The organism is Candidatus Omnitrophota bacterium, from assembly GCA_028699255.1.
In the GTDB taxonomy this organism is placed as follows: Bacteria; Omnitrophota; Gorgyraeia; order 2-01-FULL-45-10; family 2-01-FULL-45-10; genus FEN-1322.
Genome location: JAQVUX010000002.1, coordinates 193360 through 207229 on the forward strand (window position 1 = coordinate 193360; position 13870 = coordinate 207229).

The following is a 13870-nucleotide window of genomic DNA, read 5'->3' on the forward strand; positions in this document are numbered from 1 at the left end:
AATGGACTTCATTAAAGAAAAGTATTCCAATCCCATCAATACCGTAGTGATAGGCGACGGCGCGAACATTATCAAGATAGGCGGCGAATCGACGATGCCGTTTTTATTCGATGAGGGTACCATGCCGAACGCGCCGGTAGTGGCGCTGGAGATATGGGATTGCGAACCTGCCGATTGGCCGGACCAGCTTAAAGCCTCATATGGCGATTGCATAAAAGATCCGGTTAAATGGGCGGAAAAGGCCGTAAAAGATTTTGGCGCTAAGGCGCTTTCTTTGCGTTTGCAGAGCGCCCATCCGGATTGGGGGAAGAAGGACGCGGGCCATATCGCTTCTTTGGTAAAAACGATAGCAAAGAAAGCGGCCGTTCCGCTCATAATCACCGGTTGCGGCGACGATGAGATCGATAACGACCTTTTGCCTAAAGTAAGCCAGGCGGTAAAAGGATTGAACTGCCTATTTGGGATCGCGACGCAGAATAATTACAAAACGCTCGCCGCCACGTGCCTGGCGGACGGGCATTCGATAATAGCCGAATCGCCAATCGATATAAATATCGCCAAGCAGGTTAATATACTTATAACCGATATGGGATTTGACCCGTCCAGGATCGTGATGCATCCGACCACGACATCTTTAGGTTACGGCATGGAATACGTATATTCGATAATGGAGCGCGCCCGCCTTGCCGCTTTTATGGGCGACAGAATGCTGGCAATGCCGTTCATACTTTTTGTGGGAAGCGAAGCCTGGAAGACGAAAGAGGCGAAGGAATCGACGGTGGGCCAGGGGATCAACTGGGAGCTGGCTACGGCGGTTCCGATGCTGCAGGCCGGTGCCGATATGCTGGTGATGCGCCATCCGGACGCCGCTAAGGCTATAGCCGTGTACATAGCGCGCGCCATGAATGAAAGGGGTCAACCGTGATAGTGATAGGTGAGCTCATAAACGGGATGTATAAAGATGTGGGTAAGGCGATAGCTAATAGAGAGACTGATGTTATCCAGCATCTGGCTACAGATCAGGTGAACTCCGGCGCTTCTGTGCTTGACGTGAATACAGGCCCGTATTCGAAAAATCCAAAGGACGACATGAAGTGGCTCATCGAGGTCATTCAGGCTGTTGTCCGGGTACCGCTCGCGCTCGACTCCACGAAGGCGGACGTTATCGAGGAGGGTTTGAAACTTGTCTCGAAACGCGCGATAATAAATTCGACGAGCGCGGATGAGGCGAAGATGGAATCTATATTCGGCCTCGCGAAAAAATATAATACGCAAGTGATAGGGCTCGCTATGGACAAAACCGGCGTCCCGAATTCGAAAGATAAGAGGCTGGAGCTTGCGGCGGCGATAGTGGCGAAGGCGATGGAGTTCGGTATTAACACCGAGGACTTATTTCTCGACCCGATAGTCCTGCCGGTAAACGTTGCGCAGGCGCAGGGCCGCGAAGTCCTTGAGTCAATACGGGAGTTCCGCCTCCTGTGCGATCCGCCGCCGAATACGACGATAGGACTGTCGAATGTGTCGCAGGGCACGAAGTTCCGTCCGCTCGTCAACCGGACGTTCCTCATTATGGCGATAGCGAACGGGCTTACCTCCGCGATACTCGATCCGCTTGATAAGGAATTGATGGATGCAATGATCACGGCTGAACTCGTCCTGAATAAGGCGATATATTGCGATTCGTTTTTGGGCGCATACAGAAAAAAATAGAAAGAAAGCGGGTGGGCGATGAGACAATGGATGGGATTGACGATAATTGCGATCGTGGCTGTAGCAATGATGGCTACGCTTGCGGGCACGGCTATAGCGTACGAGGAGCGCTCGTATGAACAGTTGAGCCCGAACGGTAAATACATATTTGTAATGCTCGCAAAATCGCCGGACAAAGAAGGCAGGGTCGATACGCTTAAAGATAAATATGATCGCTCCGGCCTGTATAAGGCAGGCGAACCGGCAAAGCGCTTTTGGAGCGTGAACTGGTATTCCCCGACCGTGCATATTTCATCGGATGGCGTTCATTTAGTAAGAATAGGCAGGAAGAGTGTGGTTGCAATAAACGATAAGCCGGATATGGCACAGCTTGCGGTGGCTTTTTACAGTAAAGGCAAGCTTGTGAAAAAATATACGATCGGCGACCTATGCGGCGATCCTAAAAAACTGGTTCGCGCGCTCGCAGGTTTTCAGTGGCAGAAGCGGATAGCTTTTGACGATGTTTCTGGGCGGCTCGCGATCAGTCTTGTAACCGGGCAGGATAAAGTGTTTGCCGTGAGATCGGGAAAAATAGTCAAGGCGGACACGCAAAATACGAGGAGACAATAATGGAACGCAGGAAGATAATGATAACAGATCTTCAAAATAAAAAAATCGAAGGTAAGAAGATAACGATGTTGACCGCTTACGACTATCCGATGGCGCGGCTTGTCGATGAGGCGGGTATCGATGTGATACTCGTCGGCGATTCGCTCGGCATGGTCGTGCTGGGGTACGATTCTACCGTACCCGTTACGATGGATGAGATGATACATCATTCGAAAGCGGTCAGGCGCGGTACGAAATACGCGTTTTTAGTCGGCGATATGCCGTTCATGTCTTATCAGGTCTCGAAGGAGGAGGCGGTCAGGAACGCGGGCCGTTTTATGAAAGAGGCGCTCTGCGATGCCGTAAAGCTCGAGGGTGGCGATGAAGTGATCGATGCTACTATAGCGATAGTAAATGCGGGTATCCCGGTGCTGGGGCACATAGGGCTCACGCCGCAGACGATATCGAAACTGGGCGGGTTTAAGATCCAGGGAAAGACAGCCCACGACGCCAAAAACCTCGTTGATCAGGCGATTAAACTTGAGAGGGCGGGGTGTTTCGGTATCGTCCTCGAATGCGTGCCGGAACTGGTGGGGAAATTGGTTGCGGAAAAAGTCAGGATACCGGTTATCGGCATAGGCGCCGGCAAACATTGCGACGGGCAGGTTCTTGTAGTGAACGACATGGTCGGGCTTTTTGACAGATTCGTTCCGAAGTTCGTAAAACAGTATGTAAAGCTCTCCCACTCGATCCTGGAAGGATTAAAGAAATACAAAGAAGAGGTAGAACGCGGCGCGTTCCCGGCCGCGGAGCACACGTTCACCATCAAAGAAGAAGAAATAAAAAAACTGAAAAAAATATAAGTAATACCTGAGAGGTGGCGGATGAAGATAGCGATCGTAGGGCCGGGCGCCCTGGGATGTCTTATAGCCGGTCACGTAAAGAATAAAACTAAAGAAGACGTCTGGTTATGTGATAATTCCAAAGAGCGCGCCATGCGCATAAAGGACAGCGGTATTAAAATAGAGGGTTTAAGCGGCAGTCACCAGGTGCGGGTGAATATTACATCCGATCCGAAAGAGATAGGCATATGCGATTTTGTTTTAATATGCGTGAAGAGTTATTCGACGGAAGACGCCTGCAAGGATATTAAAGAGATGGTCGGTGAGAAGACATTCGTCGTGACCTTGCAGAACGGTATAGGTAATGTCCAGATACTAAACGATTATTTCGGGCCCGAGAGAGTGATAGCCGGAATAACCAATCACGGCGCGACCTTAATATCCGACGGACGTGTCAGGCACGCCGGCAAAGGAGAGACGATCATAGGTAAGGCGGATGGTAAGCTGTCGGGAAGTTTGCGCAGTCTGCAGGAGGTTCTGAATAAGGCAGGTTTTGAGACGAAGATATCGAAAGATATCGATTCGGTGATATGGGGCAAGCTTATAATAAACGTAGGGATAAACGCGCTCACCGCGGTAACGCGCTTGAATAACGGCCGGGTGACGGAATATGAAGAGGCGCGTTCCATCCTGCGCGGCGCTGTGCAGGAAGCGGCGAAGGTCGTAAAGCGCAAGCGGATAAAACTCGCATACGACGATCCGATACAGAAGGTGGAATCGGTTTGCAAGGCTACGTTCGCTAATTGCTCGAGCATGTTGCAGGATGTATTGAATAAAAAGAGGACGGAGATCGATTTTATAAACGGGGCGGTGGTCAGACAGGGCAAGGCGCTCGGCATAGCCACTCCGGTAAATGAAGTATTGACGAATTTAGTGAAGACGATAGAGGCCAGTTATGATAAGTCGTTGGCCGGCGGTGGTACGGGCGGTAAGGTTTTATAACGGAGGCATTTTCCATGTTGATGATAATAGGTGAACGTATAAATTCCACGAAAGAAAAAATTAAGGAAGCGATAAAAGCCAGGGATGCCGCATTTATCGCTTCCGAAGCGCGCGCGCAGGTCGACGCCGGAGCCGATTATGTCGACGTCAATTGCGCGGTGACTGCCGGCAACGAACTGCAGGATATGGACTGGGTTATAAGCGTCGTGCAGAGCGAAGTGCAGGATGCGGGTATCTGCATCGACAGCCCCAACTATCTTGCGATCGAGACGGCCTTGAAGGCGCATCGGTCAAATGGGCCGGTTATGATCAATTCCATAAGCGGCGACGAGGCGAGGATAAAGTCGATATTACCGCTCGCGATAAAATACGATGCCAGGCTCATAGCTCTTACGATGGACGCTAAAGGCATGCCGCATACCGTCCGGGAAAGATATGAGGCGGCCGCGAAGATATATGAACGCGTCAAACGCGAAGGGTTTAATATCGATAATCTGTATTTCGATCCTCTTATAAGGCCGATAGCCACAGAGCCGGATCAGGCGGTCGAGTTTTTAAGTTCGATACCGCTCATAAAAGAGTTGGGCGCGAAGACGATATGCGGGCTGTCGAACGTCTCCTACGGACTGCCGAACAGGCGGCTGGTCAACGCGACGTTCTTATCCATGGCGATATATGCGGGCCTTGATGCCGCGATCCTCGATCCGCTCGATAAACATGTTATATCCGGCATACGCGCATCACAGGCTCTCGCGTGTAAAGACGAGTACTGCGCCGAATATATCAGGGCCTTCAGGGAAGGTAAACTCATATAATAGATGAATATTTTACAGATTCTGCCATCACTGGATGTCGGAGGGGTTGAGACGGGAACGATCGACCTCGCGAAGTACCTTACTCTTCGCGGCCACAAAGCCGTTACCGTCTCCAGCGGAGGGCGGCTCGTCCGGGAGCTCGACTCTATCGGCGCGCGCCATTACAGTCTGCCCGTCGATAAAAAATCCCTCATCAGCATTATAATGATGATAAAAGAAGTCCGCGAGATAATCCGCCGGGAAGATATTGAAGTGATCCATGCCCGTTCGCGTGTCCCGGCGCTCATCGCGTATTTCGCGGCAAAAATGTCCGGGCGTGCTTTTATAACCACCGCCCACGGATATTACAAGAAACATCTTATGAGCGAGGCTATGGGGTGGGGCAAGTACGTTATAGTCGCTTCAAACATAATGGCAAAACACATGGCGGGTAATTTTAACGTGCCGCACGACCGCATTCGGCTTATACCGCGCGGGGTGGACCTGGAAAAATTCCGCTTCAGGGATCCATCTACGCATAGTCGGGAATGGTTTGTAGTAGGGATGGTCTCGAGGATAACGCCCCTTAAAGGCCACTCGGATTTTATAAAAGCCATATCCATATTGAGCCGTCAAATACCACGACTTAAGGTGGTGATAGTGGGCGCCGCGCCGAAAGAGAAATATAAAGAAGACTTAGAGCTTCTCATCCGCCGCCTCGGCCTTGTCAATACGATACAGTTTTTACCGGCAACGCAGGATGTGCCGGGTATAATGAAGAGCCTGGATGTGCTCGTCTCCGCGACGATAACCCCGGAAGCTTTCGGACGGGTTATTATAGAAGCCCAGGCTGTCGGTGTGCCGGTGGTAGCTACGAGGGTGGGTGGTGTGGTCGATATAATTGAGGATAGGGTCAACGGACTTCTTTCGACGCCCCAGGACCCTAAAGACATGGCCGAGAAGATACAGGAACTTTACAAAGACATTAATTTACGTTCGCGCCTTGCGATCGAAGCGCGTAAACGCGTGGAAGAGCAATTTAATCTGCCGAAGATGATGGAGAGGACTCTTGCCGTATATGAAGAGGCTGTCGAAAGTCTGAATATCCTTGTCATAAAAATGAGCGCGATAGGGGACGTTATTTTAAGTGTCCCATCCCTGAAGGCTATACGCGCAAAATATCCGAAGGCCAATATAAAAGTTCTCGTCGGACTGCAATCGAGGGAGGTTCTCGACAGGTGTCCGTATATCAACGATAGGATCGTGTGTGATCTTAGGGGAAGGCACCGCGGCCTTGTCGGATTGTGGCGTCTCGGTAAAGAATTGCGCAGGTCGTGTTTCGATATCGCGATAGACCTGCAGAATAACAAAGTGAGTCATATTCTGGCCGCCCTGAGTTTTGCGCCACTGCGCTATGGTTATGACAATAAAAAATTCTCGTTCTTTTTGAACAGGCGTATTAAAGACGACGCGCCGCACCTCGATCCTATAGAACATCAATTCAGAACCCTCAAGCTTGCCGGAATGAAGCCGCAGGATAAGTGTCTCGAGCTTTGGCCGTCAGAGGAGGATGAGAAGTGTGTCGAGCGACTGCTTGCCGATAGCTGGATAAAACCCTCGATGGGACTTGTGGGGATAAATGTCAGGGCGTCCGAACGCTGGGTTACCAAGAATTGGCCGATTGCCAATATCGCGCTCTTATGCGATCGCTTGGCCAAAGAATACAATATGCGCTGTGTCCTTACCGGTACTGAGGGAGATGCTGATTTTGCGCAGGCGATAGCGAAGGCCTCGAAATCGAAGCCGCTCGTCGCCGCGGGCAAGACCACTATACTCGAGCTCGCCGCGCTTATCAGGCGTTTCAAAGTATATCTGACGCCCGACTCCGCGCCGCTACATATAGCGTCGTGCGTCGGCACGCCCTGCGTTGCGCTTTTCGGGCCGACGGATCCCCTCCGGCATATGGTACCATCGGGATTATGTATTGCCGTAACTAAGAAAAACGAACTTAGATGTAGTCCGTGTTATAAGCCGAGTTGCGTAAAAGATTTTGCCTGCATGAAGATGATAACGGTGGATGATGTTCTCGCGGCCATGCGGCCGTATCTTGGCCAGGCGCCTTCCGGTGAAATGGCCAGCGCCGAGGGAGAAGGTGCCGGATGAAAGTTCTGCAGGTAACCACGCACATCAATATAGGCGGGATAACCAACTACATCCTTATTCTGTCACAGACACTTAAGGCTAAAGGCGTGGATGCGGTCATTGTCTCGAGCGGCGGCGGCATGAAAGATGAATTTTGCGCGTCGGGCATACGGCATATTCCGCTCGACATAAAAACAAAGTTTGAATTCGGGCCAAAGGTGATCGGCGCCGCATTCTGTCTGGCGAATATAATCCGGCGGGAGAAGGTCGATATTGTTCATGCCCATACCAGGGTTTCTCAGGTCGCCTCGGCGCTGGCGTCACGGATGACGGGGGTGCCGTATATAACGACCTGTCACGGATATTTTAAACTTCGTTCCCGGAAAATATTCGATACCTGGGGATCTAAGGTTATAGCTATAAGCGAAGCCGTAGAGAAACATCTAAGGAATGACCTGGGAGTTGAGGCGGACAGGGTAGAACTTATTTACAGCGGGGTTGATGCCCGAAGGTTTGGCCGAACGTTTCCTGAAGCGGAAAAGATCGCCTTAAGGAAGGCTTTGGGCCTTAAGGATGGCCCTGTTATCGGTTCGATCGGGAGGCTTTCTCCCGTGAAGGGGCACAGGTATCTCATCGAGGCGATGGCCGGAATCCTGGCTTCGCGGTCTAACGCGCAATGCATTATAGTGGGTGACGGTCCCGAGGAAAATTCGCTTAAATCGCTGGCCGAGGGCCTGGGCCTGGGCGAGGATGTGCATTTCATTCCATCCTGTTCCGACACGGCGAAGTTATTGTCTATAATGGATGTATTCGTGTTCCCGTCCGTGAAAGAGGGGCTGGGTATAGCGCTATTGGAGGCGATGGCCGCCGGATGTGCCTGCGTGGCATCCGAAGCGGGAGGGATAATCGATATTATCGGGGATCCTTCTGCCGGTACACTTACGCCCGTTGGCAACGCGGGCGCTATAAGCAAAGCCGTAATAACGCTCATTGACAACGAACGGTTGCGTAAAGATATGGGTACGGCGGCGAGAAAGCTTGTATCGGAAAAATTTTCGCTTGACGTTATGGGCGATAAAGTTATACAGTCGTACAAAAAGGTATTAGGATGCTGAAGAATAGAAAAAAAATAATAATTATTTTGTCCGCCATAGCCGTTATTTTGGCGGGCATAGTGGTATTTATTGTAAACGAAACAACCTACATCGTCCCTGTGCTCATGTATCATTCTATCGATTATGATGACGAGACAAGCAAGCTCTCCGTCTCTCCAAAAGAATTTGCCAGGCAAATGGAGTTTTTAAGGAAAAACAATTATAATATCGTTCCGGTTGAAAAGGCCGCTTACTATATATCGAAGAAAGCGAAGCCGCCATCAAAGACGATAGCCGTAACTTTCGACGACGGTTTTGAGAATAATTATCTTTATGCCTATCCTGTTCTTAAGAAGTATGATATTCCGGCGACGATATATGTAATAATCAATAGGGTGGGCGCTCCGGATTTCTTGAACTGGACGGAAATAAAGGAGATGTCCGATTCCGGGATTGTAACCATAGGTAGCCATACAAAATCGCACATCTGGCTTTTAGAGTCGGATGAGCAATTCCTTAAAGATGAATTGGACGGATCGCGTAAGACGCTGGAAGAAAAACTTGGTAAGAAGGCGGGGCTTTTTTGTTATCCTATGGGTGCCTTCGATGCGGTTTCCAAGAAAGCGGTTGAGAAGGCCGGATACACCTGCGCGGTAGCGACGAACCCAAAAGGTGTATTGCCGGAAGATGTGTATGCTATAAAACGTATCAAGATATCCCGCTCGTCCTATAATCTATTTATATTTTGGGGGGAAACTACCAGGATTTATACCTGGTTTAAGCGGGTCAGATAAGGTAAGTGGCTAAAGAGCGCTACTAATATGAAAAAAATACTCATAGTAAATGTCAACTGGATAGGCGACACACTTTTTGCTACGCCTTTTTTGCGCGCGGTAAGAGATGCTCACCCTGACAGTTATATCGCATGTCTTACTCATCCCAGATGTGTCGAAATGCTTGACCTGAATCCGTGCCTTAACGAAATCATAATATACGACGAAGAGGGCGTTCACCGCACATTGGCCGGGAAGCTTAAGCTTATAACGGGATTGCGGAAGAAACATTTCGATACGGCCTTTCTCCTTCACAGGTCTTTTACCAAAGCGCTGATAGTTTTTTTGGCCGACATAAAAGAGCGCATAGGTTATCCGACAAAAAGGCGCGGCGCGCTCCTTACGAAAACGGTTGAAGAGCCGTCCGAAGAGATGCATAAAGTGGAGTATTTTCTCGACATAGCCAGGGCCTGCGGTCTGGCTGTTAATAGCATGGCGTATGAATTCTTCGTGGACGATTCGCACAGAAAGTTTATCGACGGGTTTTTGCGCCAGGCCGGCGTTCGGGATACCGACAGGATAGCGGTTTTGTGCCCTGGCGGAAACTGGGCTCCGAAGCGTTGGTCATGTAAGAGTTTTGCGAGGGTAGCGGACGCTTTAGTCAGTCGATACGCCTGCCGCATAATTATATCAGGCGCGGCGAAAGACGCGAGACTGGCCGCCGATATAAAAGGTATGATGACCTCCGAGGCGATCGTCATTGCCGGAAAGACCACGCTAAAACAGCTCGGCGCCCTGTTCGCGCGCTCAAGCCTCGTCGTGGCCAATGATACCGGCACCATGCATATGGCGGTTGCCATGAACGCGCCGACCATCGCGCTTTTCGGTCCGACTTCTCCCGCTTTAACCGGGCCGTACGGCACCGGCAGGTATAAGGTAATTTTTAAGAACGAAACTTGCGATATACCATGTTACGATTTTACATGCACTGATAACCGTTGCATGGCGGCAATAAAAGTAGAAGATGTTTTAAAAGAGGCCGAGTCGATACTGGCTCAAAAGTAAAATTTTATGACGATAGATAAGACACAGGTTAAGCGTATCCTGGTCATTACCCTCAGCAATGTCGGCGATATCATTCTTACTACGCCCGTCGTGGAAGCGCTCGCGAAGGAGTTTCCCGGTTGCAGGATAGACGTTATGGTTGGCCCGCAGGGTAAGGAGATTTTCGCCAAAGACCCCCGCGTATTCAAAGTAATAATATACGACAAGCACCTGCCGATAATGCAGAAGAGGCGTCTGCAGTTAAAACTCAAGAAATTGCGTTACGACCTGGTTGTCGATATCCGGAATACGGTATTCCCGCTTCTTATCGGCCCGAAATACAGAACCGCGACGATACAGCGTTTCCCGCGGCATATATTGCACAGCAGAAAACGCCATCTGTACCGCCTCCAGTCTATCGGCATCGACAGGATGGAGGAGCTTCCTTATATACATATTACTAAAGAAGACGAAGGTCACGTGGTCGGGATGCTGAAGGCTAAAGGTATTGTCGATCCCATAGTGGTTATAAATGCCGGAGCGAAGAGTCATCTCAAGCGATGGACTGCCGCGGGTTTTGCCGAAGTAGCCGACAATATTATATCGCGGTGCGCGGCGAGCGTCGTCTTTGTCGGGTTAAAAGAGGACGAGGTAATAGTCGGCGAGATCATTTCAAAGATGAAAAATAAGCCTTATAATCTCGTGGGGCATACGAATATCAGACAGCTCGCCGGACTTCTGAAGCACTCAAAGCTCCTCATAACCAATGACAGCGCGCCCCTCCATCTGGCCTGCGCGGTCGGAGTAAAGGTGGTGGCGCTCTTCGGGCCGACCGATCCGCGCAGATACGGCCCGACGGGCGAGTTCGATGTTGTCGTGAAGGAGAGGCTCTCCTGCGCGCCGTGCGAGAGCGCCGAGTGCGTCCGTAATTACGAATGCATGAAATTGATAACTCCGGATGCGGTTTTTGACGCCGCGAAGATGCTGTTGGAGGGGTATGAGTAGAGATAAAAGAGAAAAGATAAAAGAGGAAAGCAAAAAGCCCGAGACCAAGAGAGTGCTTATCGTGCGGCTCGATAGGATAGGCGACGTTCTTCTCTCGACACCCGTTATAAAAGCGGTGCGCGGTATATGCCCGAATGCTCACATCGCGTTCATGGCCAGGCGCCACGCGATAGATATTCTCAAAGGTAATCCTTATCTTGACGAGGTCATAGTATACGAAAAATCAGGGCGGGAGAAGGGGTTTCTGCGTAATATGCGGTTTATACGCAAGCTCCGGCGGAAAAAATTCGACATAGCGTTGATACTGCATCCTACAAAAAGAACGCATCTTATCGTTTCGATGGCAGGTATTCCTGAGAGAGTCGGGTATAACAGGAAGTGGGGCTTTCTTTTGACTACTCGCATACCGCATACCAAGCAGTACGGGTTGAAACACGAGATCGATTATGCGTTGGATCTTCTGCGCTATACGGGGCTCGACGCTAAAGAGAGGACGATGTATATGCCCATCGATGCCGTCGCTGAGCGTCATGTAGATGAGATGCTTGAAGATAGCGGCATAAAAAAAGGCGACGTATGCATTGCCATAAATCCGGCCGCCAGCTGTGTTTCGAAGATATGGGGCGCGGATAAATTTGCCGGGGCCGCGGATATATTGAATGAAAAATATGGAGCGAAGATAGTGGTGGTCGCCGGATGTGCGGACAAGGCGCGGGGTGATAAGGTGGCCGCGCTTATGAAAAGCGGTTGCGTGAACCTTTCGGGTAAAACGAGCATTGCGGAACTCGCGAGCCTCCTGCGAAGAGTGAAGTTATTTATCTCCAATGACTCCGGGCCGGTGCATATAGCGTGTGCCGTAGGCACGCCGGTTGTGGCGGTATTCGGCAGGAGCGACAGGGGGCTATCTCCGCGGCGCTGGGGGCCGACGGGCGTACGCGATATCGTGTTGCATAAGGATGTGGGTTGCGATGAGTGCCTGGCGCACAATTGCAAGCTCGGTTTTAAATGCCTCGAAGCGGTAACCGTCGATGAAGTACTCGCGGCGGCGGCTAAGATACTGGGGAGGTAAAAATTGCGTATGGATGGAGGCATATAAACAAAAAAGACTCGCTCTTTGCGGGTCTTTTTCGGAGGTGATAGGCCTCAATGGCTTTCGCTATCGTTCCCTCTCGTGTTACAATTATAGTATAACACATAAAATATAAAAAAGCAAGCTCATCCCCAAATTTTCTAACCCGGGGAGGAATCCTCGGCACAATCGAGGCTCTACGACAGGAAAAATATGAAACTAGGATTGATAGGATTACCGCAGACAGGCAAGAAGACGCTTTTCGAACTGCTCACAAATCACAAACCATCCGAGAAAGAGATCATTTCGGCCAAGCCTATCAAAGGCATAGCCGAGATAAAGGATCCGCGTTTCGATAATCTCGTAACGATATACAAGCCGAAGAAAGACGTCAGGGCAAGGATCGACATAGAGACTCTTCCCAAAATAGAGAAGGATACGATCGCCAAGGGTGAGATATTCGCGGACATAAATGAACTTGATGCCGTCTGTCATATAGTGCGCGCATTTCAGGACGACACCGTGTACCACGTCGACGGATCCGTCGATCCAAAGCGCGATATCGATTTCGTCAATTCCGAGCTGATACTTCATGACCTCATATTTATCGAAAAACGCCTCGAACGGCTCGACCAGAAAATAAAGCAAACCAAAGAAGAGGCGTCGATAAAAGAGAAAGAGGTGCTTGTAAAATTAAAAACCCACCTCGACAAGACACTGCCTTTGCGTCTTTTGGACTTGAGCGCGGATGAGAAAAAGCTAATATCGAGCTATCCTTTTGTAACGCTTAAAGAGATGATAATCGTATTGAATGTTTCGGAGGATGGTTTAAAAGATACGGACGTTGTAAAGAAGTTTGCCGTCGAGCTTGCGCCGCTAAAGATCGACGTGATGCAGGTTTCGGCTAAGGTGGAAAAAGAAATAGCGGCGTTTGAGTCGGACGATGAGAAGAAGGAATTCATGGGCGCCCTCGGTATAAACGAGAGCGCTGTAAGCGTTCTCACGCGTGTCTGCATAAAAGCGCTGAGCCTTATATCTTTCTTCACGGTCGGAACCGATGAGGTGCGGCAGTGGCTTGTGAAGAAAGGCTCGTCGGCGCCTGAGGCCGCGGGGGCGATACATTCCGACCTTCAGAAAGGTTTCATACGGGCGGAATGCATGAAATACGCGGACCTTGTCGCGCTCGGCGGCGAAGACAAGGTGAAAGAGGCCGGCAAGTATTACCTTAAAGGCAAGGATTATACCGTCGAAGACGGAGATATTATAAACATACGGTTTAATGTATAAGGAGAAGATGGTATATGTTGTCAAAAGAACTATTGAACCTTTTCGATAAACGGGAGTTCATTGGTGTGGCGACGTGCGATTTTAAAGGACATCCAACCGCGGCGCCTAAATTCATTCTCAAAGTAGAGAGTGGCCGCATCTATCTGGTCGATTATACGATAAGCAAAACCTGGGAAAATCTTAAGACGAACCCAAGGATATCGATGTCGCTTATCGATCCCATGACATTAAAAGGTTATCAGGTTAACGGTAACGTGAAGATATTGTCAAAAGGTAAGCTTTATAAGAAACTGTGTGAAGAGATGACCGATAAAGAAGTGCGACTTACCGCCCAGCATATCATCGATGAAGTCAGGGGCAATCCCGCGCATGAGACGTTCGAGATACTGATGAACGAGAGGTTCGTTATATTTGAAGTTACGGTGGGTGAAGTTGTTGAGCTGGATATACAAGGTAAGATCAAGCGCAGTAAAAAATAGTGGCGTATAAGTAACATTCATGATAAAATTATAGTTTTGAG

General features: G+C 49.9%; 14 protein-coding genes. All 14 read left to right on the forward strand.

Features of this window, described 5'->3' with window-relative positions; genetic code table 11:
* The first annotated feature begins 1 nt into the window (after position 1).
* The 14 genes from PHS46_02650 to PHS46_02715 all read left to right on the forward strand — a co-directional run bounded on the left by PHS46_02650 (position 2) and on the right by PHS46_02715 (position 13829).
* A complete protein-coding gene (locus PHS46_02650) occupies positions 2-925 on the forward strand; it encodes an acetyl-CoA decarbonylase/synthase complex subunit delta (protein ID MDD3905412.1) in 924 nt (307 codons plus the stop codon).
* Positions 922-1710 (forward strand): dihydropteroate synthase, encoded by a 789-nt coding sequence (locus PHS46_02655; GenBank protein ID MDD3905413.1) that lies wholly within the window; start codon positions 922-924, stop codon positions 1708-1710. Before PHS46_02650 ends, PHS46_02655 begins: the two co-directional genes overlap by 4 nt.
* 18 nt (positions 1711-1728) lie before the next feature.
* Positions 1729-2319: a hypothetical protein gene (locus PHS46_02660; protein MDD3905414.1), complete on the forward strand. Its 591-nt coding sequence runs from the start codon at positions 1729-1731 to the stop codon at positions 2317-2319.
* Complete coding sequence (gene panB, locus PHS46_02665; GenBank protein MDD3905415.1) at positions 2319-3161, forward strand: 3-methyl-2-oxobutanoate hydroxymethyltransferase; 843 nt, start codon at positions 2319-2321, stop codon at positions 3159-3161. The genes PHS46_02660 and panB overlap by 1 nt, the downstream gene beginning before the upstream one ends.
* A gap of 21 nt (positions 3162-3182) precedes the next feature.
* Positions 3183-4142: a 2-dehydropantoate 2-reductase gene (locus PHS46_02670; GenBank protein MDD3905416.1), complete on the forward strand. Its 960-nt coding sequence runs from the start codon at positions 3183-3185 to the stop codon at positions 4140-4142.
* Between the two features lie 14 nt (positions 4143-4156).
* Positions 4157-4957: a dihydropteroate synthase gene (locus tag PHS46_02675; GenBank protein ID MDD3905417.1), complete on the forward strand. Its 801-nt coding sequence runs from the start codon at positions 4157-4159 to the stop codon at positions 4955-4957.
* Positions 4958-4960: 3 nt separating this feature from the next.
* A complete protein-coding gene (locus PHS46_02680) occupies positions 4961-7099 on the forward strand; it encodes a glycosyltransferase (GenBank protein ID MDD3905418.1) in 2139 nt (712 codons plus the stop codon).
* Positions 7096-8193, forward strand: coding sequence for a glycosyltransferase family 4 protein (locus tag PHS46_02685; protein ID MDD3905419.1), 1098 nt, complete (start codon positions 7096-7098; stop codon positions 8191-8193). Before PHS46_02680 ends, PHS46_02685 begins: the two co-directional genes overlap by 4 nt.
* A complete protein-coding gene (locus tag PHS46_02690; GenBank protein ID MDD3905420.1) occupies positions 8187-8966 on the forward strand; it encodes a polysaccharide deacetylase family protein in 780 nt (259 codons plus the stop codon). The genes PHS46_02685 and PHS46_02690 overlap by 7 nt, the downstream gene beginning before the upstream one ends.
* A 27-nt stretch (positions 8967-8993) precedes the next feature.
* Positions 8994-10010, forward strand: coding sequence for a lipopolysaccharide heptosyltransferase II (gene waaF, locus PHS46_02695; GenBank protein ID MDD3905421.1), 1017 nt, complete (start codon positions 8994-8996; stop codon positions 10008-10010).
* A 6-nt stretch (positions 10011-10016) separates the two neighbouring features.
* On the forward strand, positions 10017-10994 hold the full coding sequence (locus tag PHS46_02700; protein MDD3905422.1) for a glycosyltransferase family 9 protein: 978 nt from the start codon (positions 10017-10019) through the stop codon (positions 10992-10994).
* Positions 10987-12063, forward strand: a complete 1077-nt coding sequence (locus tag PHS46_02705) for a glycosyltransferase family 9 protein (GenBank protein ID MDD3905423.1) — start codon at positions 10987-10989, stop codon at positions 12061-12063. Before PHS46_02700 ends, PHS46_02705 begins: the two co-directional genes overlap by 8 nt.
* Before the next feature lie 213 nt (positions 12064-12276).
* Complete coding sequence (gene ychF, locus PHS46_02710) at positions 12277-13350, forward strand: redox-regulated ATPase YchF (GenBank protein ID MDD3905424.1); 1074 nt, start codon at positions 12277-12279, stop codon at positions 13348-13350.
* Positions 13351-13364: 14 nt separating this feature from the next.
* On the forward strand, positions 13365-13829 hold the full coding sequence (locus PHS46_02715) for a pyridoxamine 5'-phosphate oxidase family protein (GenBank protein MDD3905425.1): 465 nt from the start codon (positions 13365-13367) through the stop codon (positions 13827-13829).
* Positions 13830-13870 lie beyond the last annotated feature (41 nt).